This window comes from Massilia forsythiae, assembly GCF_012849555.1.
Lineage (GTDB): Bacteria > Pseudomonadota > Gammaproteobacteria > Burkholderiales > Burkholderiaceae_D > Telluria > Telluria forsythiae.
In genome coordinates this window covers 2,250,460-2,275,921 of the sequence record NZ_CP051685.1, presented here as the reverse complement: position 1 = coordinate 2,275,921, position 25,462 = coordinate 2,250,460, and the positions used below count along the sequence as shown (strand labels likewise).

19 protein-coding genes are annotated in these 25,462 nt (G+C 66.6%); 8 read left to right on the top strand and 11 right to left on the bottom strand.

Annotated features, from left to right (window positions below):
• Nucleotide 1 precedes the first annotated feature (1 nt).
• Nucleotides 2-586, top strand: a complete 585-nt coding sequence (locus HH212_RS09825) for a PEP-CTERM sorting domain-containing protein (protein WP_170202312.1) — start codon at nucleotides 2-4, stop codon at nucleotides 584-586.
• Here HH212_RS09825 and HH212_RS09820 read toward each other — a convergent pair.
• Nucleotides 583-1,308 (bottom strand): amino acid ABC transporter ATP-binding protein, encoded by a 726-nt coding sequence (locus HH212_RS09820; protein WP_170202311.1) that lies wholly within the window; start codon nucleotides 1,306-1,308, stop codon nucleotides 583-585. The genes HH212_RS09825 and HH212_RS09820 overlap by 4 nt on opposite strands.
• 248 nt (nucleotides 1,309-1,556) lie before the next feature.
• Between HH212_RS09820 and HH212_RS09815 the strand changes: the two genes are divergently transcribed.
• Nucleotides 1,557-2,828: a dicarboxylate/amino acid:cation symporter gene (locus HH212_RS09815; RefSeq protein ID WP_170202310.1), complete on the top strand. Its 1,272-nt coding sequence runs from the start codon at nucleotides 1,557-1,559 to the stop codon at nucleotides 2,826-2,828.
• Between the two features lie 211 nt (nucleotides 2,829-3,039).
• On the top strand, nucleotides 3,040-4,125 hold the full coding sequence (locus tag HH212_RS09810) for a type II asparaginase (RefSeq protein ID WP_170202309.1): 1,086 nt from the start codon (nucleotides 3,040-3,042) through the stop codon (nucleotides 4,123-4,125).
• Between the two features lie 112 nt (nucleotides 4,126-4,237).
• On the opposite strand, the gene kdoO is transcribed toward HH212_RS09810, so the two are convergent.
• Nucleotides 4,238-5,119: a Kdo hydroxylase KdoO gene (gene kdoO / locus HH212_RS09805; RefSeq protein ID WP_170202308.1), complete on the bottom strand. Its 882-nt coding sequence runs from the start codon at nucleotides 5,117-5,119 to the stop codon at nucleotides 4,238-4,240.
• Nucleotides 5,120-5,136: 17 nt separating this feature from the next.
• Complete coding sequence (locus HH212_RS09800; RefSeq protein ID WP_170202307.1) at nucleotides 5,137-6,978, bottom strand: ABCB family ABC transporter ATP-binding protein/permease; 1,842 nt, start codon at nucleotides 6,976-6,978, stop codon at nucleotides 5,137-5,139.
• A 59-nt stretch (nucleotides 6,979-7,037) separates the two neighbouring features.
• Here HH212_RS09800 and HH212_RS09795 point away from each other — a divergent pair, with 59 nt between their 5' ends.
• A complete protein-coding gene (locus tag HH212_RS09795) occupies nucleotides 7,038-7,472 on the top strand; it encodes an acyl-CoA thioesterase (RefSeq protein ID WP_170202306.1) in 435 nt (144 codons plus the stop codon).
• Between the two features lie 37 nt (nucleotides 7,473-7,509).
• Entirely contained in the window at nucleotides 7,510-9,090 is a 1,581-nt protein-coding gene (locus HH212_RS09790; RefSeq protein WP_170202305.1) for an alkaline phosphatase D family protein, read from the top strand.
• Between the two features lie 57 nt (nucleotides 9,091-9,147).
• Here the strand turns inward: HH212_RS09790 and HH212_RS09785 are convergent, their stop codons facing one another.
• The 5 genes from HH212_RS09785 to HH212_RS09765 form a co-directional block, all read right to left on the bottom strand.
• Nucleotides 9,148-10,098 carry a hypothetical protein gene (locus HH212_RS09785; RefSeq protein WP_170202304.1) on the bottom strand — a complete coding sequence of 317 codons (951 nt, stop codon included), beginning with the start codon at nucleotides 10,096-10,098 and terminating at the stop codon, nucleotides 9,148-9,150.
• 126 nt (nucleotides 10,099-10,224) lie between these two features.
• A complete protein-coding gene (locus HH212_RS09780; protein WP_170202303.1) occupies nucleotides 10,225-11,904 on the bottom strand; it encodes a long-chain-fatty-acid--CoA ligase in 1,680 nt (559 codons plus the stop codon).
• Nucleotides 11,905-12,030: 126 nt separating this feature from the next.
• Nucleotides 12,031-13,710 carry a long-chain-fatty-acid--CoA ligase gene (locus HH212_RS09775; protein WP_170202302.1) on the bottom strand — a complete coding sequence of 560 codons (1,680 nt, stop codon included), beginning with the start codon at nucleotides 13,708-13,710 and terminating at the stop codon, nucleotides 12,031-12,033.
• A gap of 143 nt (nucleotides 13,711-13,853) precedes the next feature.
• Nucleotides 13,854-14,990 carry an aminopeptidase gene (locus HH212_RS09770; RefSeq protein ID WP_229217651.1) on the bottom strand — a complete coding sequence of 379 codons (1,137 nt, stop codon included), beginning with the start codon at nucleotides 14,988-14,990 and terminating at the stop codon, nucleotides 13,854-13,856.
• 66 nt (nucleotides 14,991-15,056) lie between these two features.
• Nucleotides 15,057-17,135, bottom strand: coding sequence for a molybdopterin-containing oxidoreductase family protein (locus tag HH212_RS09765; protein WP_170202301.1), 2,079 nt, complete (start codon nucleotides 17,133-17,135; stop codon nucleotides 15,057-15,059).
• Nucleotides 17,136-17,299: 164 nt separating this feature from the next.
• Here HH212_RS09765 and HH212_RS09760 point away from each other — a divergent pair, with 164 nt between their 5' ends.
• The gene (locus tag HH212_RS09760; RefSeq protein ID WP_170202300.1) at nucleotides 17,300-18,505 is read left to right on the top strand and encodes a M20 aminoacylase family protein; all 1,206 of its coding nucleotides are present in this window, start codon (nucleotides 17,300-17,302) and stop codon (nucleotides 18,503-18,505) included.
• A gap of 136 nt (nucleotides 18,506-18,641) precedes the next feature.
• Here the strand turns inward: HH212_RS09760 and HH212_RS09755 are convergent, their stop codons facing one another.
• Together HH212_RS09755 and HH212_RS09750 are read right to left on the bottom strand one after the other, a co-directional pair.
• Complete coding sequence (locus tag HH212_RS09755; protein WP_170202299.1) at nucleotides 18,642-19,625, bottom strand: amidohydrolase family protein; 984 nt, start codon at nucleotides 19,623-19,625, stop codon at nucleotides 18,642-18,644.
• A gap of 201 nt (nucleotides 19,626-19,826) precedes the next feature.
• Nucleotides 19,827-20,750, bottom strand: a complete 924-nt coding sequence (locus HH212_RS09750) for an NAD(P)-dependent oxidoreductase (RefSeq protein WP_170202298.1) — start codon at nucleotides 20,748-20,750, stop codon at nucleotides 19,827-19,829.
• A 142-nt stretch (nucleotides 20,751-20,892) separates the two neighbouring features.
• Here HH212_RS09750 and HH212_RS09745 point away from each other — a divergent pair, with 142 nt between their 5' ends.
• Both HH212_RS09745 and HH212_RS09740 read left to right on the top strand, forming a co-directional pair.
• Nucleotides 20,893-21,450 (top strand): acyloxyacyl hydrolase, encoded by a 558-nt coding sequence (locus tag HH212_RS09745; RefSeq protein ID WP_170202297.1) that lies wholly within the window; start codon nucleotides 20,893-20,895, stop codon nucleotides 21,448-21,450.
• A 104-nt stretch (nucleotides 21,451-21,554) separates the two neighbouring features.
• A complete protein-coding gene (locus tag HH212_RS09740) occupies nucleotides 21,555-23,000 on the top strand; it encodes a DHA2 family efflux MFS transporter permease subunit (protein ID WP_170202296.1) in 1,446 nt (481 codons plus the stop codon).
• 29 nt (nucleotides 23,001-23,029) lie between these two features.
• Here the strand turns inward: HH212_RS09740 and HH212_RS09735 are convergent, their stop codons facing one another.
• A complete protein-coding gene (locus HH212_RS09735) occupies nucleotides 23,030-25,453 on the bottom strand; it encodes a penicillin acylase family protein (RefSeq protein ID WP_229217650.1) in 2,424 nt (807 codons plus the stop codon).
• Nucleotides 25,454-25,462 lie beyond the last annotated feature (9 nt).

Below are 25,462 nucleotides of genomic sequence, written 5' to 3'. Positions count from 1 at the left end.
CATGACCTTCAAACCGATCCATTTTGCTGTCGCCGCCCTGCTCGCCCTTGCCCTGTCCAGCGCCGGCGCCACATCGCTTGCCATCGGCGCCGCCGGCCTGCCGCTCGCCATCGACGACTTGTCGACCACCCGCTCCAGCATCGGCATCGCCAGCCACGGCACGGTGCGCGACATCGACGCCCTGATCAACATCACCCACTCGTGGGATGCCGACCTGGTGCTGGCGCTGTCGCATGGCGGTATTACCGTGCTGCTGTCGAACCGCAACGGCGGCTCGGGCGGCGCCGACTACGCCGGCACGCTGTTCGACGACGGCGCGCCGGTCGCCATCGACGCCGGCTATGCCTACGCGCCGTACAGCGGCGCCTTCCGTCCGCAGGAAGCGCTGGCGGCGTTCAACGGCCAGGACATCTTCGGCGACTGGACCCTGAGCGTGAGCGACATGGAAGCCGGCGACAGCGGCGTCCTGAACGGCTGGCGCCTGCTCGCCGAGGTGCAAGCGGCGGAGGTGCCGGAACCGGCCTCGCTGGCGCTGTTCGGTCTCGGCCTGGCGGGGCTGTACGGCATGCGCCGCCGCCGAGGCTAGCGCACGATCCGCGCCAGGAATTCGCGCGCCCGGCTGGAAGCGGGCGCGTCGAAAAAGGCGGCGGCCGCGCCCTCCTCGACGATGCGCCCGCCATCCATGAACACCACGCGGTCGGCCACCCGGCGCGCGAAGCCCATCTCGTGGGTCACGACCATCATGGTCATGCCGTCCTGCGCCAGGCCGCCCATCACCTCCAGCACCTCGCCCACCATCTCCGGGTCGAGGGCCGAGGTCGGCTCGTCGAACAGCATGGCGACCGGGTCCATCGCCAGCGCGCGCGCGATCGCCACGCGCTGCTGCTGGCCGCCCGAGAGCTGGTGCGGGAACTTGTCCTGGTGCGCCAGCAGGCCGACCCGCTCCAGGTAGTGCAGGCCCTTGGCGCTCGCCTCGGCGCGCCCGCGCTTGCGTACCTTCACCTGGGCCAGGGTCAGGTTGTCGCGCACCGACAGGTGCGGGAACAGCTCGAAGTTCTGGAACACCATGCCGATGCGCGCACGCAGCGCCGGCAGGTCCGTTTGCGGCGCACCGACCGACACGCCGTCGACGCGGATCGCGCCTTCCTGGAACGGCTCGAGGCCGTTGACGGTCTTGATCAGGGTCGACTTGCCGGAACCGGACGGTCCGCACACCACCACCACCTCGCCGCGCGCCACCCGCGTGCTGCAGCCGTCGAGCACCCTGGCGGCGCCGTACCACTTGCTGACGTTGTCGATTTCGATCATTCTCTGGCCGCTTTCAGGTATGCGCGGCGGGTCGCCGGCGTGCGCTATTGTCGTTTATTTACAAGGCCTTGAGCGTGCTTGACAGCACCAACAAGCACAAGGATACTGCGGGGCTTGTCAATATCATCAGTATCGGGACAGACCGCGCGAAACCACCCTATTTTGCCCGAGATCCTGTCCTGGATCGCCCGGTCCGGTACGGACGATCTCCCGCCGACCGCCGCGCCGCCCACACCAGAGGAAGCCCTATGAACAATCGAAACCGCCTCACCACCTACATCATCGTGGGCCTGGTGCTGGGCATCGCCGCCGGCTATGTCGCCAACGTCAGCCTGTCCAACCCCAAGGGCTTCGCGGACACGCTGTCGCTGGTCACCACGCTGTTCCTCCGCCTGATCAAGATGATCATCGCGCCGCTGGTGTTTTCCACGCTGGTGGTCGGCATCGCCAAGATGGGCGACGCCAAGGAGGTCGGCCGCATCGGCGTCAAGGCGCTCGGCTGGTTCGTCATCGCTTCCATCCTGTCGCTGACCCTGGGCCTGATCCTGGTGAACCTGTTCCGCCCCGGCGACGCGATGGCGCTGTCGGCAAGCCTGCCCTCGACCGGCACCTCGTCCGGCATCACTGCTTCCGGACTGACGCTGAAGGATTTCATCTCGCACCTGGTGCCGACCTCGATCGTGGACGGCATGGCCAAGAACGAGATCCTGCAGATCGTGATCTTCTCGATCTTCTTCGGCACCGGCGCCGCCGCCGTGGGCGCGCGCGCCGCTCCGCTGATCGACGCCATCGACGGCGCCGCCCACGTGATGCTGAAGGTGACCGGCTACGTGATGAACTTCGCGCCGTTCGCGGTGTTCGCCGCGGTGGCCGCCGTGATCGCCGAGAGCGGCGTCGGCGTGCTGGCGACCTACGGCAAGTTCATGGGCGAGTTCTACCTCGGCATCATCCTGCTGTGGGTGCTCCTGATCGCGATCGGCGCGCTGTTCGTCGGCCCGCGCATCACCAGGTTGCTGGCCGAACTGCGCGAGCCGACCATCCTGGCATTCACTTGCGCCTCGTCGGAAGCGGCCTTTCCGAAGACGCTGGAAGGCCTGGAGCGCTTCGGGGTGAAAAACCGCCTGGCCGCCTTCGTGCTGCCGATCGGGTACTCGTTCAACCTGGACGGCTCGATGATGTACTGCACCTTCGCCACCCTGTTCATCGCCCAGGCCTACGGCATCGAGGTGCCGCTGTCCACCCAGCTGACCATGATGCTGGTGCTGATGCTGACCTCGAAGGGCATGGCCGGCGTGCCGCGTGCCTCGCTGGTCGTCATCGCCGCCACCCTTAACCAGTTCCACATCCCGGAAGCCGGCCTGCTGCTGCTGCTCGGCATCGACCACTTCCTCGACATGGGCCGCTCGGCCACCAACGTCATCGGCAACGGCATCGCCACCGCCGTGGTGGCGAAGTGGGAAGGCGAACTGACCGACCCGGCGTTGGCCGGCAAGGACATCGCGACCGCGCCGCTGCGCTGAGCGGGCGCTGCACGAACCCGGGGCTTTCCGTGATTGGAAAGCCTTTTTTTATGAGCCGTCGTTCCCGCGCAGGCGGGAACCCATACATCGCCACCGAAGCCGGAGCAGTTGAATTGATTCGATCGATTGCAGGATCGAGACTTCGGTTACTCAGCATGGGTCCCCGCCTGCGCGGGGACGACGTTTTGATGTTTATTCCCAAGGAAACCGTATGCCCTCTCTGACCTCTACCCGGGCGCTGCTGGCAGCGTTCGGCCTGGCCGCCGCCATGGCGACCGCCCAGGCGCAAACCGCCGCCAATATGAAACTGCCCAACGTGACCATCCTGGCCACCGGCGGCACCATCGCCGGCACCGGCGCCACCAGCACCACCACGGTCGGCTATACCGCCGCCACGGTCGGCGTCGACACCCTGATCAAGGCAGTGCCGGAACTTCAAAAAGTGGCGCACGTCAGCGGCGAGCAGGTCTTCCAGATCGCCAGCGAAAACATGGGCAACGAACAGTGGCTGGCGCTGGCCAAGCGCGTCAACGCGCTGCTGGCCAAGCCGGACGTGGACGGCATCGTCATCACCCACGGCACCGACACGCTGGAAGAAACCGCCTACTTCCTCGACCTGGTGGTCAAGAGCAGGAAGCCGGTGGTGCTGGTCGGCTCGATGCGCCCGTCCACCGCGATGTCGGCCGACGGCCCGATCAACCTGTACAACGCCGTCATCACGGCCGGCAGCCAGGACGCGGTCGGCAAGGGCGTGCTGGTGGTGATGAACGACCAGATCAACGCCGCGCGCGACGTCACCAAGACCAACACTACCACCACCGACACCTTCAAGACGCCGGAACTGGGCATGCTGGGCTACGTGATCGCCGGCCAGCCGCATTTCTATCGCGCGGCGCTGCGCAAGCACACCGCGGACACCGAGTTCGACGTGAGCAGCCTGAACGCGCTGCCGCAGGTCGACATCGCCTACACCTACGCCAACGTCGGCCCGGTGGCGGTGAACGCGCTGGTGGCGGCCGGCGCCAGGGGTCTGGTGCATGCGGGCGTGGGCGACGGCAGCCTGCCAGCCAAGGTGCGCCCGGCCCTGTCCGCCGCGCGCGAAAAAGGCGTGATCGTCGTGCGCTCCAGCCGCGTCGGCCAGGGCATCGTGGCGCGCAACGGCGAGGCCAACGACGACCAGCTGGATTTCGTGGTGTCGGATACCTTGAATCCGCAAAAGGCGCGCATCCTGCTGATGCTGGCGCTGACCAAGACCGGCAGCACCAAGGAGATCCAGCGGATGTTTTACACGTATTGATGCCTAGGGTGGACGGATATCCCGTCCACGCGCGCTTCGGACACGAAACCGATACACCAACGCAAAAACGCCGCCTCGAAGGCGGCGTTTTCATTGGCGCGTCCGGCGTCGTTTAGACCAGCGCATGCCCCTGCAAGCGGCTCAAAATGGCCAGCGGACTCGATTGCTTGTCGTACTGGTGCAGCGGCGACAATTGCAGCGTGTGCTCCAGCATGTACTGCCCCGACATCGCCGCGTGCGACGTCTGGTCCGAGAAGCAGATCCAGGCCGAACCCGGCGGAAAGCCGAACGTCAGCTGCGGGCCGTTCTGCTGGTAATCGAGGTCGCCCTTCATCGCATCGTGCAGCTGCAGCATCAGGTGGTCGTACTCGCTGCGCAGCGATTTGGTGACGCCGAGCGCGTTCAGCACCCTGGCCTGCCAGGCCGAATACGGTTTCGTCAGCGGCAGGAAGCGGCGCGCCACGTCCTCGAACGGCTCGCCCACGCGCCACACGCGCGGCACGCCTTCCAGGTTGACGTTGGTGAACACGCGCAGCAGGCGCTCGCCGCGATTCGGGCGCGACGGGAACGCGTCCACATGCATGCGCTTGTCGTCGGCGCGCCAGGATTGCACGCGCGTCTCCACCACCGACGGGCGGAAGCTGGTGGCGCCGCGGCGCAGGTGGTCGCCGTAGCGCGGCACCAGGTTGCCCAGCAGCGCTTCGGCCTCGGCGCGGAAGCGCCCGATCATCCCGGCCAGCATCGCCTTGGTATCGTCGCCGCCGGCCGCGCCTTTCAGGTTGCCGCCGGCATCCAGGCTGATGTTGCGGCTCTTGGGGTCGCGGATGTCTTCCCTGAACAGCGCCAGCTCTTCCTTCTGCGGCGTAAAGCCGGCCCCCGCGAACGACCCGAAGTTCGGGAAGTACAGCACCTTGCCCGCTTCCAGCGCGGCGATCCAGTCCGGATTGCCGTGGCCGACGTCGGCCATGTCGATCTCGACGATCTGCTTGTCCATGCTTTCGGTTTCCTACGTTAGTCTTGTTCGATCGTTTCCGGCGACGCCAGCGCTTCGTCCTGGCGGGCCTGCTGCCGGTCCCACATCTGCCGGTACAGGCCGTCGGCCGCGATCAGCGCCGCGTGCGTGCCGCGCTCGACGATGCGGCCGTGGTCCAGCACCAGAATCTGGCCGGCGTCGGCGATGGTCGACAGGCGGTGCGCGATCACCAGCGTGGTGCGCTGCCGGGCGATTTCCTTCAACTGCGCCTGGATCGCCTGCTCCGACTTCGAGTCCAGCGCGGACGTGGCCTCGTCGAAGATCAGGATCGCCGGGTTCTTCAGCAGCGTGCGCGCGATCGCCACGCGCTGCTTCTCGCCGCCGGACAGTTTGAGGCCGCGCTCGCCCACCATTGTCGCATAGCCGTCGGGCAGGCTTTCGATGAAGTCGTGGATGGACGCCGCGCGCGCTGCCGCCACCACCTCGTCGTGCCCGGCGCCGGGGCGGCCGTAGGCGATGTTGTACTCGATGGTGTCGTTGAACAGCACCGTGTCCTGCGGGACGATGCCGATCGCGTGGCGCAGCGATTCCTGGCTCACGTGGCGCAGGTCCTGGCCGTCGATGCGGATCGCTCCTGCCTGCACGTCATAAAAGCGGAACAGCAGGCGCGACAGGGTCGACTTGCCGGAACCGCTGTGGCCGACTACGGCGGTGGTGGTGCCGGCCGGGATGGTGAAATCGACGTCGAACAGGATCTGCCGCTTGGGGTCGTAGCTGAATTCCACGTGCGCGAATTCGACCCGTGCACCCTGCGTGGCCAGCGGCTGCGCATCGGGCGCATCGGCCACTTCGCGGTGCTGCTCCAGCAGGCCGAACAGGCGTTCCATGTCGGCCAGGCTCTGCTTGATCTCGCGGTAGATCACGCCCAGGAAGTTCAGCGGGATGTACAGCTGGATCATGAACGAATTCACCAGCACCAGGTCGCCCAGCGTCATGGTCTTGTCGATCACGCCTTGCGTGGCGCGCCACAGGATGGCGGTGACGGCGGCGGCGATGATCAGCGACTGGCCGCTGTTGAGCAGCGACAGCGAGGTCTGCGAGCGCACCGCGGCGCGCTCGTAGTGCTGCAAACCCTCATCGTAGCGCTTGGCTTCGTAGTCCTCGTTGCCGAAATATTTGACGGTCTCGTAGTTGATCAGCGAATCGATGGCCTTGGTATTCGCCTTCGAGTCCAGCTCGTTCATGGTGCGCCTGAAATGGGTGCGCCACTCGGTCACGCTGACGGTGAAGGTGATGTAGGTGACCAGCGCCACGCCGGTGATGATCGAGAACCACTTGTCGTAGTGCAGCGCCAGGTAGCCCAGCACCAGCGTGATCTCGACCAGCGTCGGCAGGATCGAGAACAGGGAGTAGGACACCAGCGAACTCACGCCGCGTGTGCCGCGCTCGATGTCGCGCGTCATGCCGCCGGTCTGGCGGTTCAAGTGAAAGCGCAGCGACAGCGCGTGCAAATGGCGGAACACACGCAGCGCGATGGTGCGCACCGCGCGCTGGGTCACGCGCGCGAACAGGAACTCGCGCAGCTCCGTGAACAGCGTGGTCGAGAAGCGCAGCGCGCCGTAGGCCACCAGCGCGCCCAGCGGCAGCACCAGCAGCGCATGCGGATGATTCGGATCGATGGTGAGCGCGTCGATCAGGCGCTTGAGCACCAGCGGCACGCCGACGTTGGCCATCTTGGCGCCAACCAGGCAGACCACGGCCGCCAGCACGCGCCATTTATACACCCACAGGTAGGGCAGCAGCGTGCGGATCGTGGCCCAGTCGTTGCGCTTGGCGTTCGGGTCGGTTGGTGGGGGGAGATTGCCGGGAGAGCGTCGCATGACAGGTTTTGGCCATTTATGTTTCAATGGACGATTGTAGCTTTTACCGAGAATTCAAGATGACCCAGCCACAAAACACGACCGCCTCGTCCCTGCGCCTGCCCGAAGGAAAAATGCCGATGCTGCGGATGATGCCCTCCCCCGCCGATGCGAATGTCTACGGGGACGTGTTCGGCGGCTGGATCATGGCGCAGGTCGACGTGGCCGGCTCGCTGCCGGCGGTGCGCCGCGCCAACGGCCGCGTGGCCACCATCGCCGTGAATTCCTTCCTGTTCAAGGAACCGGTGTTCGTCGGCGACCTGCTGTCGTTCTACGCCGACGTGGTCAAGGTCGGCAATACCTCGATCACGGTCTACGTCGAGGTGTACGCCGAGCGCAACCGCTTGCAGACCGACGTCGTGAAAGTCACCGAGGCGACGCTGACCTACGTGGCCACCGGGCCGGACCGCAAGCCGCGCCAGCTGCCGCCGCTGGAATCGCTGATCGCATATTGAGCGCGCACCCAGCCCGCCACAGCCAGACCCGACACCGATGACGCCGCCGTCGCCGACTGCGCGCCGCCTGTTCCTGCTGCATGGCGCGCGGCTCGCCGCCGCCCTCTCCGCTACGCACGTGGCGACTGCGGCGCCGGCCAACGGCGCCGGCTACCCGTTCGGCCTGGGCGTCGCTTCCGGGTCGCCGCTGCCCGATTCGGTGATCCTGTGGACGCGCATCCTGCCCGATCCGCTCGACGCGCGTTCCAGTCCGCGCCTGGCAGTACCGCTGCGCTGGGAAGTCGCGCACGACGAGGGTTTCAGAAAAATCGCCGCGCGCGGGTCCGCCGTCGCCACGCCCGAGCTGGCGCACAGCGTGCGCGTGAACGTCACCGGCCTGGCGCCGGCGCGCTGGTACTGGTACCGCTTCCTGCTGGGCGACGCGGTCAGCCCGGCCGGGCGCACCCGCACCGCGCCGGCGCCGGACGACATGCCGGGCCTGCTCAAGCTGGCCGTGGCATCGTGCCAGCACTGGGAATTCGGCAGCTACGCCGCGCACCGCCATATCGCCGCCGCCAACCCCGACCTGGTCGCCTTTGTCGGCGACTACATCTACGAGTGGGGCGCCTATCGCCTGCAGCATCCGCAGCGCGCGGTGCGCCAGGACGAGTCGTTTACGCTGGACGATTACCGCCGCCGCTACGCCCAGTACAAGTCCGACCCGGACCTGCAGGCGGCGCACCTGGCCGCCCCCTGGATCGTGACCTGGGACGACCACGAGGTCGCCAACGATTACGCCGCATTGCGCGACGAGCGCCTGTCCGCCGATTTCGCCCGGCGCCGCGCCGCCGCCTACCAGGCCTTTTACGAGCACATGCCGCTGCGCCTGCCGCCGCCGCGCAGCTTCGACGACGTGCGCATGTTCCAGCGCGTCGACTGGGGCCGGCTGGCGCGCTTCCACGTGCTGGACGACCGCCAGTACCGCGCGGCGCAGGCTTGCCCGCGTCCCAACGCCGGCGGCTCGTCGTCCGCGTCGCCGCGCGACTGCCCGGCGCTGCTGGACCCGGGCCGCAGCATGCTGGGGCGCGCGCAGGAAGCCTGGCTGGCGCAGGGCCTGCGTTCCTCGCGTGCGCGCTGGAACATCCTGGCCCAGCAGACCCTGATGGCGCGCTCCAGCCAGGTGCCGGTGCAGGCGCCCGGCGACGGCCGCTTCTGGACCGACGGCTGGGACGGTTATCCGATCGCCCGGCGGCGCCTGCTGGACACGTTGGCCGCCAGCAGCGCCACCAATCCGCTGGTGCTGGGCGGCGACGTCCACACCTTCTACGCCACCGAACTGCGCGCCGACTTCGCGCGGCCGGTGTCGAAGGCGAACCCGGTGCTGGCCACCGAGTTCGTCGGCACCTCGGTCACCTCCAGTTCGCGCCCGCAGGAACGCACGCTGGCGCAGGTGGCGCTCAATCCGCACATCAAGTACGGGCGCAGCGACCGGCGCGGCTACATGCTGCTGGAGATCACGCCACAGGAAACCCGGACGCATTTCATGGGGCTGGACGACGTGCACGATGCGCATAGTGCGGTGCGCGAGCTGGCGGCGTTCCGGGTGGCGGACGGCAAGGCGGGGATCGAGGGCGGATGAGGCAACGTACGCCGTTGGCTGAAGCAACGGTAACGATTATCTGGACAGCACGACGCGCTAGCGCTCCTGCTGCGGCACCGGCGCCGTCGCCACGAAACGCGCCTGCACCACGCCGATGCCGGCGGCGATCTTGTCCACGGCCAGCACCATGCCCGACGCGTCGTAGGTCTTCAGGAACACGTCCGAGCGCCGTTCGGCGTGGCCGCCGATCACCGCCACCCAATTGAGCGGATTGAACCAGTTGGTGCCGTTCCTGGCGCTGAGCAGGCGCCAGTTGCCGTCGTCGGGCAGGTAGACGTCCAGCGGTTCCTCGTCGCCGCCGGCGGACAGCAGCGGCTTGTCGGACACGCCCAGGTCGTACACCTGCACCGCCATCGCGCCGCTGCCCTTCTGGTCCCAGGTGATGGCGTCGGTGGAGACGGTGAAGTCGATCGCGCGCACGTTTTCCGAGACCAGCGCCAGGCGCTGGCGGTCGGGCGAGACGCGATAGAAACGGTTGGCGGCGCCGCACGGCGAGCCGGCCAGGCGGCTGCCGGTCTTGCGGCGCAGGACCACGGCGTGGTTGCCGGCCTGCTTGGCCACGATCACCATGCCGTGCTTGAGCGGCAGCAGCACCAGGTCGCCCAGGCGGCGCGCGGTCTGGTCGCTCGATGCGGTCTGCTGGCGGATCCAGCGTTCCATGGTGGCCTGCTGCACGCCGGCGCCGCAGTCCAGCAAGCTGTCCAGGTAGGCGGCCAACAGGCGCGACCGGTCCGGCACCTCTTCCAGCGGCTGGGTGTCGAGCGCCTCGTTCGGGCCGGGGTGGATCGAAGTGCGGCGCTCCTTCAGCTGCGCCGAGCGCTCGTCCAGGGTGTACACGCGGATGTCGTCGGAGGTCGTCAGCACCAGCGCGGGATTGGCCGGGTGGGTCACCACGACCGCGCCGGTGTCCGCAGCCGCTTGGTAGGCGAACGCGGCGGGTTGGACCGTGACGGTCCAGGCGGCAAGGAGGACGAACAGGCTGCGCATCGGAATTCCGGGGATGGTGCGGGTGGACGGGAACCGGCACGGCAGAGTCAACCCTGCCGTGCCGGTTCCAAGTCTACTGTAAAACCCGGTGGCGGCCCGTCCGCTTGTGGCGCGTAGCCCGGAAGGTCAGACCGCCTGCTTCTCGTCGCGCAGTTCGCGCCGCAGGATCTTGCCGACGTTGGTCTTGGGCAGCGTCTCGCGGAACTCGACGTACTTGGGACGCTTGTAGCCGGTCAGGTTTTCCTTGCAGTAGGCGGTGACGTCTTCCTTGGACAGCGCCTTGTCGCGCCGCACCACGTACAGCTTGACCGCTTCGCCGGAATTCTGGTCGGGCACGCCCACGCACGCCACTTCCAGCACGCCCGGGTGTGCCATCAAGACTTCCTCGATCTCGTTCGGGTACACGTTGAAGCCCGAGACCAGGATCATGTCCTTCTTGCGGTCGACGATGCGGGTGTAACCGCGCTCGTTCATGATGCCGATGTCGCCGGTCTTGAAGAAGCCGTCCGGCGTCATGACCTTCGCGGTCTCGTCCGGACGCTGCCAGTAGCCGGCCATCACTTGCGGGCCGCGCACCGCGATCTCGCCGGAGGTGCCGAACGGCACCCGGTTGCCGTCGTCGTCCAGGATGCACAGTTCGGTATCCGGCAGCGGCAGGCCGATGGTGCCGGTGAAGTCGGTGATGTCGCAGCGGTTGGCGGTCACCACCGGCGAAGTCTCGGACAGGCCGTAGCCCTCGACGATCGGGATGCCGGTCAGCGCCAGCCATTTGTCGGCCACCGCCTTCTGCACCGCCATGCCGCCGCCGGGGCACACCAGCAGGCCGGAAAAGTCGACGTCGGCGAAGGCCGGCTGGTTCAGCAGCCCGTTGTACAGCGTGTTCACGGCCGGGAACACGTTGATGCGGTAGCCCTTCAGTTCCTTGATGAAGCCGCCGATGTCGCGCGGGTTCGGGATCAGGAGGTTCATGCCGCCCATGCGCATGCCCAGCAGCGCGCAGACCGTCAACGCATAGATGTGGTACAGCGGCAGCGCGCAGGCGAACTGCGGCTGCTCGCCGGCTTGCAGCTTGGCCAGGGTCGGGCCGAACCAGGCTTCGTTCTGCAGCACGTTGGCGATCACGTGCCTGTGCAGCAGCACCGCGCCCTTGGAGATGCCGGTGGTGCCGCCGGTGTACTGCAAAAAGGCGATGTCGTCGTGCCCGGCTTCCACCGGCTTCAGGCTAAGCCGCGCGCCCTCGGCCAGCATGCGCTTGAAGCCGACCGCGCCCGGCAGCGACCACGCCGGCACCAGCTTCTTCACAGTGCGCACGACGAAGTTCACCAGCGGCCCCTTGATGCCCAGCAGGTCGCCCATGCTGCCCACCACCACATGCTTGAGACTGGTATGCGGCAGCACCTCGGCCACCGTGTGCGCGAAGTTTTCCAGCACCACGATGGCTTCGGCGCCGGAATCCACCAGCTGGTGCTGCAGCTCGCGCGCGGTGTACAGCGGGTTGACGTTGACGATGGTGTAGCCGGCGCGCAGCACGGCCGCCATCGCCACCGGGTATTGCAGCACGTTGGGCAGCATGATCGCCACGCGCGCGCCCGGCTGCAGGCCGCGGTGCTGCAGCCAGGCCGCCATGCGGCCCGACATCCGGTCCAGCTCGGCATAGCTGATGGTCTTGCCCATGCAGGCGAAAGCCTGGCGGTCCGCGTACTTGCGGAACGCCTCTTCCAGCAGGTGCGTGAGGGAGCGGTACTGCGTCCAGTCGATGTGCGCCGGCACCCCTTCCTGGTACGACGTCAGCCAGAATTTGTCCATCCGTTGTTCTCCGTTCTCGTTGCTCGTTGCTCGTTGCTCGTTATTTGTTGCGCGCTGCGCGTTGTCCGCCTTGCGCGCAAAAAAACCGCCCGGCGCGCGGGCGGCTGTCGCCATCCTGGTTCGCCGTCACGCCGGCTGCCGTTCCTCGCGCAGCGCGCGCCGCAGGATCTTGCCGACATTGGTCTTCGGCAGTTCGTCGCGGAACTCGATGTACTTCGGTCTCTTGTAGCCGGTGAGCTCGCTGCGGCAATACGCCATCAGCCCGTCGGCGTCGAGGCTGGCGTCGCGGCGCACCACGAACACCTTCACCGCCTCGCCGGAATGCGCGTCCGGCACGCCGACCACGGCGCATTCCAGCACGCCCGGATGCGCCATGATCACCTCTTCCAGTTCGTTCGGGTACACATTAAAACCCGACACCAGGATCATGTCCTTCTTGCGGTCGACGATTTTTACATAGCCGCCCTCGTCCATGGTGCCCAGGTCGCCCGACTTGAACCAGCCGTCCGCCGTCATTACCTTGGCCGTCTCGTCCGGCCGGTTCCAGTAGCCGGCCATCACCTGCGGGCCGCGGATCGCGATCTCGCCGGTGCGCCCGAGCGGCAGCGGGTTGCCGTCGTCATCCAGGATCGCTACCTCGGTCGACGGCACCGGCAGGCCGATGGTACCGGTGAAATCGGCGTCGCAGCGGTTGCAGGTGGCTACCGGCGATGTCTCGGACAGGCCGTAGCCCTCGATGATGCTGGTGCCGGTGATCGCCCGCCACTTGTCGTTGACGGCACGCTGCACCGCCATGCCGCCGCCGTTCGACACTTTCAATCCCGAGAAATCGACGTGGCGGAAGCCCGGGTTGTTCACCAGCGCGTTGTACAACGTGTTCACCGCCGGCAGCATGTTGATGCGGTATTTAGCCAGCTCCTTGACGAAGCCCGGGATGTCGCGCGGGTTCGGAATCAGGAGGTTCAGCGCGCCCACGCGCATGCCCCACAGCGCGCACGCGGTCAGCGCGAAGATGTGGTACAGCGGCAGCGCACACACGATGGTCGGGAACTCGACCAGCGGCGGGCGGCTCATCGCCTGCTTCGACCAGGCCTCGCTCTGCAGCACGTTGGCGATCACGTTGCGGTGCGTGAGCGCCGCGCCCTTGGCCACGCCGGTGGTGCCGCCGGTGTACTGCAGAAAGGCGATGTCGCCCGATGCCAGCCGGGCCGGCGTGAACGGCATCTTGCCGCCCTGCGCCAGCGCATCCTTGAAGCGGACCATCTGCGGGATCGAGAATTCCGGCACCAGCTTCTTCACGCTGCGCACCACGAAGTCGACCAGCATGCCCTTGGCGCCGCCCAGCAGTTCGCCCATGCTGGCCACCACCACGTGGCGTACCGGCGTCTTGCCCAGCACCTGCTGCACGGTGCGCGCGAAGTTCTCCAGCACGACGATGGCTTCGCTGCCGGAATCGGTCAATTGGTGTTCCAGCTCGCGTGCGGTGTACAGCGGATTGACGTTGACCACCGTGTAGCCGGCGCGCAGGATGGCGGCCAGCGCCACCGGATACTGCAGCACGTTGGGCATCATGACCGCCACGCGCGCGCCCGGCACCAAGCCGCGGCTCTGCAGCCAGGCCGCCAGCCGCGCCGACATGGCGTCCAGCTCGGCGTAGGTGAGGAAGCGGTCCATGCAGACGAAGGCCTGGTTGGCGGCGTACTTCCGGAACGATTCTTCCAGCAGCTGCACCAGCGAGCCATAGGCGTCGGGATCGATGTCCGCGGGAACGCCGGGAGGATACGACTTGAGCCAAATCTTGTCCATCGCTGCCTCTGTCTCCAGTGTTTTTTTATCGACCCCGAAAAAAACGCACGGTCGTGCTTACTTTAAGACGTGATGCTATCGGGCACTGCGCCCGATAGCAAGTATTTTAAAGTCAATTCGAACAAGCCTACTAAGAACCTATCTCAGTAGACCGGAGTCGCTGCCGGCGGCGCCTCGCTACGCTGCACCATCAGCGGCGCCGGCGTCACCGGCGGCGCCAGCGCCTTCAGGATGCGGTGACGGTCGGCGCGATCGAGTTCGGCCAGCCGGCGCACCGAGCGGTAGAAGCGCGGGAAGCTGCCGTCGCGCTTGAGCATGGCGCGGAAGGCCGGCACGAAATCCTCGTAGGTGGCGATCGAGGCCAGGTGCGCGTTCGACAGCGGCTGCTCGAAGAAGCGGTCGTAGCCGGCATAGCCGCCCCAGCTCCCTTTTAAAACCTGGTACTCGTCCTTCAGCTCCTGGAACAGGCGCGCCTTGACCACGCGCTTCTGGGCGTCGCCGCGGTCGACCACGGCGTAGTTCTGCTCCAGCGCCTTCCGGTACTTCATCAGCAGCGCCAGGAAATCGTGCTTGCGGCCCCGGTAGCGCGCATAGGCGTCGCGCATCGCCCCGTTGCCGAAGCGCGTCATCCAGTGCTCCACGCCGACCTCTTCCACCGTGCTGGCGAAGGCTTCGTTGAACTGCGAGTCGCCGGGGGCGTACACCACCTGGTGCGCCAGCTCGTGGAAGATCATGCGCGCCAGTTCGCCGTCCGGGTAGTTGATGAAGGTCGAGATCAGGGGGTCGCTGAACCAGCCCAGCGTGGAATACGCGGCCACGCCGCCGACCTCGACGTCGTTGCCGTCCGCCTGCAGTTCCTTGGCGTAGGCCTGGGCCGCGCCCTTGTCGTAGTAGCCGCGGTAGTCGACGCAGCCGGCCACCGGAAAGCACCACTGCAGCGGTTTCAAGGAGAGTTCGGGCGTGGCGACCACGTTCCACAGCACATACGGGCGCTTCAGGGCCGCGTAGTTCTTGTAGCTGTTGTTGTCGGGTAAATCCATTTCGCTAACAGCGAAGCGGCGGATCTGGCGCGCCGTCTCGAGGCGATGGCGCAGTTTGGTACTGGTGCCGGGGTCGGCGATCCAGTCGTCGATCGGACGGGCGTCCGACAGGAGTTCAAGCTGGCCCTGGGCCGCCTGCGTGTAGTAGTTCAGCGTCGAGCAGCTGGCCAGCAGGCCCGCCGCCGCGCCCGCGGCCAGCATGGGCCGCAACCACGGGGTGATGCGCGATAGGAGTGTCATATCTCGTTTTGACGGTGCGGCTCGGCGGCGCCTCGTGCAAGCGCCCGCGCCGTGCGTGACGATTGCTCAAGATGCCCTCTCCACCTGCACCAGCGTGTCGTAGAAGGTGGGCGCCCGGCCCATGTCGGTCAGGCGCTGGCTGGTGACTTCATTGGCGTTCTTGCCGTCGCTGGCGAGCTTTTTCCACCAGATCGACAGGCCGACCACGAGGCCGGCCCGCGCTTTTGGCGTGACCCGGGCGCGCGCGACGAACGCGCCCCGGTCGTTGAAGATGCGGACCATCTCCTTGTCGGCGATGCCGCGCGCGGCGGCATCGATCGGATGGATGTCCAGGCGCGGCTCGCCCTCGGTCGCGCGCAGGCTTTGGACATTGACAAAGGTCGAGTTCAGGAAGTTCCTCGCCGGCGGCGAAATCATCGCCAGCGGGTACTTTTGCGCCAGTTCCGGGCTGGACGCCACCGACTCGTAGTTCGGGATGTAGTCCGGCAGCGGATCGAGGCCGTCGGCCAGCATCGAGGCAGAATAGAACTCGCACTTGCCGGACGGGGTCGGGAAGCCGCCGGCGGCGAACGGCGCGGCCGGCATGTTCAGCTTGCTCCAGCCGCTGCGCTTGAGCGATTCCCAATCGAAGTGGACGGCGCGCGCATCCTGCTTGTTGAAGGCTTGCGATGCCAGCTGGTCGTCGCTCTCGTCGAACAGCGCATCGGTAAAGCCCATGCGCCTGGCGATCAGGCGGAAGATCTCGGTGTTCGGCTTCGACTGGCCCAGCGGAGCAATCGCCGCGTTGTTGGCCATCATGTAAAGGTGGCCGTAGGACAGGTGGGCATCGACGTGCTCGAGCTGGGTGGTGGCCGGCAGCACGATGTCGGCATAGTCCACCGAATCGGTTCTAAAGTGTTCCAGCACCACGGTGAACAAGTCGTCGCGCTCGAAGCCGCGCTGCACCTTCGACGAATCCGGCGCGATCGCCACCGGGTTGGCGTTGTAGACGATCACCGCCTCGATCTTCGGTCCGAATGCCGGCGAAGCCTCGCGCAGCAGGTCGTCGCCGATGGTATTCATGTTGATGGTGCGCGGGGTGCGTCCGGCCAGCAGGTCGGCGCGCTGCAGCGCCGCCTTGTTGGACGGGAACGAGCCCGAGCTGGACAGCTGGATGCCGCCGGCCGCGTGGCGCCAGGCGCCCACCAGCGCCGGCAGGCAGGCGACGTTGCGCACCGCCATGCCGCCGCCGCGCACGCGCTGCATGCCGTAGTTGACGCGGATCGCCACCGCATCCCCTGCCATCGCGGTGCGGCCGTAGTCGCGCGCCAGCTGCACCACCTCGTCCACGCCGATGCCGCAGGTGGCGGCGGTAAGCTCGGGCGTCCACGCCGCCACGCGCTCCTTCAATGCCGCGAAACCGAGCGTGTGGGCATCGATGTAGGCGTGATCCAGCAGGTCTTCGGCGATCAGCACATGCATCATGCCCAGCGCCAGCGCGGCGTCGGTGCCCGGCATCAGGGCGATGTGCTGGTGGCACTTCTCGGCGGTGAGGGAACGGTACGGGTCGATCGCGATCAGTTTTGCGCCGCGGCGCTTGGCTTCCTGCACGCGCGTCCAGAAGTGCAGGTTGGAAGCGATCGGGTTGCCGCCCCAGATCAGGATCAGCTTGGCATCCTGGAAGGTTTCCATGTCGGTGCCGATCGAGCCGCCGATGGTGTACTTGTAGCCCGTAAAACCGGCGGTGGCGCACACGGTGCGGTCCAGCAGGGACGCGCCCAGCGAATGAAAGAAGCGCATCGCCATGGCTTCTCCCTGCACCAGGCCCATGGTGCCGCAATAGCTGTACGGCAGGATCGCCTGCGGATCGCGTGCGGCGATGGGAGACAAGCGCGCCGCGATCTCGTCCAGCGCCTCGTCCCAGCCGATCGGCGCGAACTTGCCTTCTCCCTTCTTGCCGACGCGGCGCAGCGGGGTCAGCAAGCGGTCCGGATGGTAGGTGCGCTCGATGTAGCGCGACACCTTGGTGCACAACACCCCGGCCGTGGTCGGATGCTCCGGATCGCCCTTGATCTCGGTCGCCACCCCGTCTTCCACGGTCACGAGGATGGCGCAGGTATCGGGGCAGTCATGCGGGCAGGCGGCCCTGACGAGGGTCTTGGTCATTCAATCAATCCGGGGAAAAACGTCGAGAATCCAATACTTTATCCGATTCCAGCCGCTGCCGTGCAGGTCTGGCGGCGGGCGCCACGGAAGGGCTAGAATAGACCCGACAGGCATTGCCAGGCAGGCAGCGGCAAGGCGCCGACACAGACAACAGGGAGATCACAATGCGACTCGTCGAACCCATTCTCGCTTTCCAGTCCGAACTCGAAACCATCCGGCGCGACATCCACGCCCACCCCGAACTGAGCTACCAGGAACAGCGCACCGCCGACGTGGTCGCGGCGCGCCTGACCGAATGGGGCATCCCGGTGGTGCGCGGCCTGGGCGTCACCGGCGTGGTCGGCATCATCAAAAACGGCAGCTCCGAACGCGCGATCGGACTGCGCGCCGACATGGACGCCCTGCCGATGCAGGAACTCAACACATTTGAGCACGCGTCGCGCAATCCGGGCAAGATGCATGCGTGCGGCCATGACGGGCATACCACCATGTTGCTGGGTGCGGCCCATTATCTGTCGCAGAACCGCAACTTCGACGGCACCGTGTACCTGATCTTCCAGCCAGCCGAGGAAGGCGGCGCCGGCGCCCGGCGCATGATGGAAGACGGTTTGTTCGACCAGTTTCCGATGGACGCGGTGTACGGTCTGCACAACTGGCCGGGCATCAAGGCCGGCACCTTCGCCGTCACCGCCGGCCCCATGATGGCCTCCAGTAACGAGTTCCGCGTCACCGTCAAGGGCAAGGGCGCGCACGCGGCGCAGCCGCACCGCGGCATCGACCCGGTGATGGTGGCGGTGCAGATCGCGCAAGCCTGGCAGACCATCATTTCGCGCGAAAAGAACCCGCTGGACAGCGCGGTGCTGTCGATCACACAAATCCACGCCGGCAGCGCCACCAACGTGATCCCCAACGAGGCCGAGCTGGTCGGCACCGTGCGCACCTTCAGTACCGGCGTGCTGGACCTGATCGAGCGCCGGATGAGCGAAATCGCCGGCGGCGTCGCCGGCGGCTTCGGCGCGGCGGTCGACTTCAAGTTCAAGCGCAATTATCCGCCGCTGGTCAACGACAAGGACAAGACCGCGTTCGCGATCGAGGCGATGCGCGCCGTGGTCGGCGCCGACAGCGTGGACATCAATGTCGAGCCGACCATGGGCGCCGAGGACTTCGCCTTCATGCTGCAGGCCAAGCCGGGCTGCTACGTCTTCCTCGGCAACGGCGACGGCGAACACCGCATCGGCGGGCATGGGCTGGGGCCGTGCCAGTTGCATAACGGCAGCTACGATTTCAACGACCAGCTGCTGCCGATCGGGGCCAGCTATTGGGTACGGCTGGTGGAGATGAGCTTGGCGGTGGGTGGTACGTCGGCCTGATGTCGATCACTCGTCGTTCTCGGCCTCGGCGGCCTCCTGGCAGGAACCCAAGCTGACCTTACCAAAGCTGCATCGCATGCATTATTGTGGACTCAGTATGGGTCCCCGCCTTCGCGGGGACGACGCGCTTTAGAACTTATCTCAGTAGGGAACCGGTCAGCCGCTCCCAGTTACGGTACGCAAACCCGGCCTTTTCCTTCTCCTCCAGCCCGCAGCTGTCCAGGAACCGGCGCGCATCGCCCCCTTCGCGGTACTGGTACGGATAATCGGTCGAGAACAGCAATCGCTCCGGCCCGACCAGCGCCATGGCGCGTTCCAGGTAATGCGGCAGGAAGATGCCGCTCGAGGTCACGTACAGGTTCCTGCGCAAATACGCCTCGATCGGCTGTTCCAGCCCGGCCACGCGGTCCATCGCCGCCAGGCGTTCCGCATAGAACAGCACCACTTCTCCCCAGTGGCCGAGGATCAGCTGCAAGTCGGGAAAGCGGTCGAAGGTGCCGGCCAGCACCAGGCGCACGAACTGGATGCCGGCATCGTAGTGCCAGCCCAGGCCGAAGGTGGCGAAGGCGCCATCGACCTCGGCACTGAAGCCGGAATAATAGGCGTCGCGCACCGCCTGCGACGGCGTGCGCGGGTGCAGCATGACCGGCACCCGCAGCCTGGCCACGGTCTCGAAGATCGGGCGCAAATCCGGATGATCCAGGTTGCGCGCGCCCACCCGCCCGTGCAGCATCGTGCCCTTGAACCCCAGCGTCGCGACGCAGCGTTCCAGTTCACGCGCGGCCGCTTCGGGTTCCGTCACCGGCAGCGTGGCGAAAGCCTGGAAGCGGTCGGGATGACGGGCGATGGCCTCGGCCACGCCGTCGTTGACGCGGCGCGCCATGTCGACGCTGCCCTCGGTGACTTCATGCAGCGCCGGCGTGGTCATCGACAGCACCTGCACGTCCAGTCCGGTTTCATCCATCAGTGCCAGGCGTTCGCTCGCGATGTCCATGATGCGCCGCTCGATCACGCCGGACTGGTGGCCGACGCTGGGATCGAGCGCGTCCAGGCCGGCAGCGCGCCAGGCGGCGCGGACTTCGGGTGTCAAGAAGTGTTCTTCGATGCCGATCAATTTCATGCTGGTCTCCGTGGAAAGTGGCGGATGGCCGCGCAGGCCGGCGTGTGGCCGGCTGCCCGGGCATGCGCTCATGGTGACGCAGCAAGCCGGCCGGACGGCGCACGCGATGTCCGCCCAGCCGATGCCCGATGGCCGATGGCGTACACATTGCCGGCTACCGCGCCATGTGCCGCGTTCTCCAGGAGGCATGCATGCAGGCGGCTAGCCGGCGCCGTCCGGCAGGCAGTCCGGCCGGTCGCCCAGGCGCTTGCCGGGATTCAAGCGCTCCAGCGCGATTAAGGCGGCGGCGTGGTCGGCCGCCGGCAGGTCGGCGGCCAGCGCTTCGTAGTGGCGCGTCACCAGCTCGGTCAGCGGCAGCTGCAGGCCCGCATCGCGCGCTGCCGCCAGGATATTCGCCTGGTCCTTCGACTGCGTCTTGACCTGGCCGCCGGGGATGAAATTCCGTTCCAGCATGCGCTGTCCGTGCACGTCCAGCACGCAGCTGCCGGCAAAGCCGCCGCGGATCGCCTCGCGCACCGCCGCCGGATCGGCGCCGGCGGCGTCGGCCAGCAACAGCGCCTCGGCCACGATGCCGATGGTGGCGCCGACGATCAACTGGTTGCACAGCTTGGCCACCTGGCCGCTGCCGACGTCTCCCACCCTGGTCGGCTGGCCGAGCACGCGCAACACCGGCTGCGCGCGCGTAAAGTCGGTTTCATCGGCGCCGGCCATGATCGCCAGCGACCCAGCCTCGGCGCCGAGCACGCCGCCCGACACCGGCGCGTCGACGAAGGCGCAGCCGCGCGCGGCCAGGCGCCGGGCGAAGTCGACGGCCTCGTCCTGGCGCGTCGAACTCATGTCGATCCACAGCGTGCCGGGCGCCAGCGCCGGCAGAGAAGCATCGATCACGGCGCCGACCGCCGGGCCCGCCGCCAGCATCGAGACGACGATGGCGGCGCCGTCCAGCACGTCGGCCAGGCTGGCGCAGGGCAGGATGCCGGCCGCGGCATCCTCGGCGCGCAAGGCTTCGGCCTTGTCCGGATGGCGGTTCCAGGCGCGCAGCGGATGGCCGGCCCGCGCCAGCCGCAGCGCCATCGGCTTGCCCATCAGGCCGATGCCGAGAAATGCCAGGGTTGGATGATCCATCGGGTCCTCGCGGGTGAAAGTGTGATGCCGATTCTACAATTGACGGCCCGGCCACGTAAAACTCGCGGCACAGCTAAAATACCGGGATTCGCCGGCTTCTCTTTTATTTCCACGGCGCTCATTCATAAAAGGCATACGGAATATGGTCTCCTCTAAAAAACTCGTGATGTCGCTGGCCGCCGTGGCGGCGCTGGGCGTGTCCCAGGCAAGCTTCGCCGCCGACGGCTGGTACGACTCGGTCGCGCTGGAAGGCGGCGGTGGCGAGCACGTGCAGGTGGTGCGCCTGTCGGCCCAGAAGAACTGGAACAGGAACTGGCTGCCGACCGCCGGCTACCATTTGTCCGGCTACTGGGACGCCAACGTCGCCTACTGGCGCGCCAACCGCTGGGACGACGTCGCCGGCCGCCGCAAGAACCTGGCCGTGATCGGCATCACCCCGGTGTTCCGCTGGGAAGCCGACGACAAGCTGGGCCTGTACGGCGAAGCCGGCATCGGCGCCAGCGTGTTCTCGAGCGTCTACCGCAATACCCACCGCCAGCTGTCGACCGCGTACGAATTCGCCGACCACGTCGGCGTCGGCTACGTGCTGCCGAACAAGTGGGACATCGGCGTGCGCATCCAGCATTACTCGAACGGCGGCATCAAGCACCCGAACGGCGGCGTCAACCTGGCGCTGGTGCGCGCGGCCTACCAGTTCTGATCATCGCGCTCGGGCTCCAGGCCGGGAACTGAAAATCGGCGCCTGGTCATTTATGTGACAATCGTCGGACCACACCCGTCCGGCGTGTCACAAAGACGAACCCGATGACCGACACCAGCACCTTCAAAAGCTACCTGCCGTGGCTGGTGGCCACCGCGCTGTTCATGGAACAGCTCGACGCCACCATCGTCAACACCGCCATCCCCAGCATCGCCGCCGATCTCGCGGTCACACCGCTGAGCCTGAAATCGATCGCCACCAGCTACATTTTGAGCCTGGCCGTGGGCATCCCGGTGAGCGGCTGGATGGCCGACCGCTTCGGCACGCGGCGCGTGTTCGGCAGCGCGATCGCGGTCTTCACGCTGGCCTCGGTGCTGTGCGGCCTGGCGCTCAACCCGCAAATGCTGGTGGCGGCGCGCCTGCTGCAGGGCTTGGGCGGCGCCATGATGATGCCGGTCGGACGCCTGGCCATCATCCGCACCTTTCCCAAGAACGAATTGCTGGGCGCGATGAATTTCGTGATCCTGCCGGCATTGATCGGGCCGCTGCTCGGGCCGACCGTCGGCGGCCTGCTGGTGCACCTGACGACGTGGCGCACGATCTTCTTCGTCAACGTGCCGGTCGGCCTGACGGCGCTGTACCTGGTGGTGCGCTACATGCCGGACTACCATGGCGCCGAAAAGCGGCCGCTGGACGTGCTCGGCCTGATCCTGTTCAGTTCCGGCACCGCGATCCTGTCGTGGCTGCTGGAAGTGTTCGGCGAACACACGCTGGACGGCGTCACCGCCGGCCTGATGCTGGTGCTGTCGATCGCCCTGCTGGGCGCCTACGTCCGGCACGCGCAGCGCGACCCGTTTCCCCTGCTGCGCCTGGCGCTGTTGAAGATACGCACCTTCCGCATCTCGGTGCTGGGCGGCTTCATCACGCGCCTGGGCGTGGGCGGCCTGCCCTTCCTGCTGCCGCTGCTGTACCAGCTCGGCCTGAAGTTGCCGGCCTGGCAGTCGGGCCTGCTGATGATGCCGACCGCGGCGGCGGCGATGGGCATGAAGCTGATCGCGCCCAGGGTACTGGCGCGCTTCGGCTATCGGCAGGTGCTGGTGGTGAACACGATTTGCATCGGCCTGACCATCGGCCTGTTCTCGCTGGTCGGACCGGGCACGCCCTGGTATGCGATCGCCGGCATCGGCCTGCTGCAGGGCTTCTTCAATTCGCTGCAGTTTTCCAGCATGAATACGCTGGCCTATTCCGACGTCGAGACCAAGGATTCCAGCATGGCCAGCACCATCGCCAGCTCGTTCCAGCAACTGTCGATGAGCTTCGGCCTGGCGTCGGGCTCGCTGGTGACCGCCTGGTTCCTCGGCCGCGTGCCGCAGACCAACCAGCCGATGGTCACCCAGGCGCTGCACCACGCTTTTATCGCACTGGCGGTGACGACGATGCTGTCGTCGCTGGTGTTCTGGCGCCTGCGCCGCAGCGATGGCGAGAGCATCAGCAAGGGCAAGGCGGCAACGGCGGTAGCGCAGGACCCGGCGCCGCTGTCGCAGGCCTGATCACGCAAGCATGATGCAGTCAGCCGTATTCACTCGGATAGCGTCATGCTTTTATAGTTCGGATCTGCTTTGATCTTGTCCTGGGTAAAAGGCAGCACCGGCCACTCCTTGCGCGCATAGATGCCGATCTGGTCGGCATAATACGGCGACTTCGGATCCACCGACTGCCCGTAGGTCAGCATGGCCTGGGCCAGCGGGCCGTTGTCGTCGAAGGTGACCGTCTGGATATAGCTGGCGCCCCAGTACACGTTGTTGTAGCCGGTCGGGGTCAGGTCCGTGCTCATGCGGATCGAATTGTAGGATCCGTCGATGTCGCCGACGCCGCCGTGCATGGGCGTGCGCACGCCGTTGCGCGTTTCACCTTGGTAATCGCCCAGGCGGCCGTCGAACGGCACGTTGACCGACTGCAGTTTCAGCGCGGCAGTCTTGAGCGCGGCCAGCATCGCCGGCATCGCCGCCGGCGCCACGCCGGACGGCGTGTTCACCGGGTCGGCGGGATTCAAGGGCACCGCCCATTTATTGCTCAGGTTGGCGGCAATGTTCCAGAACTCGCGGAACAGCACGGCGCCGCGGCTGTCGACGTTGGTGCGCCGGTCCCAGCCCTGCAAGGCGGTGCAGGCCTGGACGATAGTCGCGTCGCTGCTCGCCGCGCAGGCCGGCAACAGGTCCGGCAGTACCAGTTCCGCCGCATACACGCGGTCGGCGAACATCAGATCCTGCAGATCGCTTAGTTGCAGCTTCTGCTTTTGCTGGACGCGCTCCTCGAACTGGCGGAAACCGATGCGCGTACGCAGCTTCTGTTCGATGCCGGTGCGGCCGTACAGCGGTGAATAGCCCAGCGGCGCCGGCCCGGTGAGCAGTGCGCGCGCATTGGTCAGCCAGTAGCTGTCGTTGGAGTTGGCGACATAATCGGTACGCAGCATCGACGGCGCATTGGCCGGCGAATAGATGCCGGCCGGCGCATTCGCATCCTGTCCCAGGGCGCAAGCCGCACGCGAGCCGTCGAACAGGGCGAGCGCCGCCAGCAGCAGGCAATCGCTGGCGAACTTGTCGGCGCCCATGCGCGGCACCACGCTGGCATCGGCGAACAAGGCATTGCCGTCGCGGTCGGCCGCCAGCGTGTACACCCACGGCAGGCCGGCCACTTTGTCGAGCGACGCCTTGAGGGTCTGCACGCTGGTCGCCGTGCCGATGCCGAGCCATTGTTCCAGCAGGCGGGTGTTGTTGCGGTTGGGATCGTTCAACACATAAGCCGCGTTGGTGGTCCAGTTGATGCCGGCTTCCGGCTTGACCAGCACCGCGCCCTGACGGCTGAAATAGAAAGTCTTGCTGCGTTTTACCAGGCTGCCGTCCGCCATCAGCATATCGATGGTCACGGTCTTGGACGACATCTTGATGCGCTCGCCATCGATCAGGTACGTCGTGCCGGTGGCGTCGCCCTGGTCCAGGGCCAGCCTGAACGTGGTGAAATGGTTGGCGAAGCTGACCGTATGGCTCCACGCCACGTTCTGGTTGAAGCCGATCACGATCATCGGCATGCCGCCGAGGATGACGCCCATCGCATCGTAGCGTCCGGGGACGGTCAGGTGCGCCTGGTAGAAGCGGTCGGTGCTGGTCCACGGATAGTGCGGATTGCCCAGCAACAGGCCGCGTCCGCTGGCAGACATGTCCTTGCCGACCGCAAGCGCGTTGCTGCCGAACGCATGGCGCTGCATGTGTTGCAGGCGCGCCATGAAGAAGGCAGGGTCGGGCTTGCGCCTGGCGTACGACAGCACCGGTGCGCTGATGCCGGGGTCGCGTGCGCCGGCCACCAGTTCCTTGGCGAACACTTCGCCCGAGGCGTGCAGGGCCTTTTCCGCCAAGACCAGATACATGTCGTCGAGCGTGATCGGCCGCACCCATTTGGCATTGTTGCAGGCAGCCGGGTACTTGCCGGCATAGTCCTTCAGGTAACGGTTGTACCCGGCGACATAACCTTCGAGTACATCGCGCGGTTCCTTGGCGCCGGCAGCATAATTGGCGCGCAGCTGGTCGAGGTCGACGTAGCCTTTGAAGAAAAAGTCGCTGTCCTGGTTGCTCAGGTCCATGAAGCCGCTGGCGGAACCGTATTCGTCGCCGCTGCGCGCGGTAGCATGCGCGTCCGGCCCGAAGAATTGCGAGCGTTCACCGCGCGCGGTCAGCAGCGAATCCGCGAACATGCAGATGTTGTCCTGGGCGTACGCGTAGGCCAGCCCATAACCGAGACTGCGGAAATCGTTGGCGCGCACGTGTACCAGGCCATGCGAGGTCCGCGCTACTTCGGCGCTGAAGGCAGCCGTGACAGGTGGCGGCGACGGTTGGGTATCGTGGGAATCGTGGTGGCACGCGCCCAGGCCGGTGGCCATGATGGCGGCCAGGACGATGGACAGGCCTGGGTTGGCAGCTCCTTGCAGACTATGCAGTGAACGGTGCATGAAGGTCCT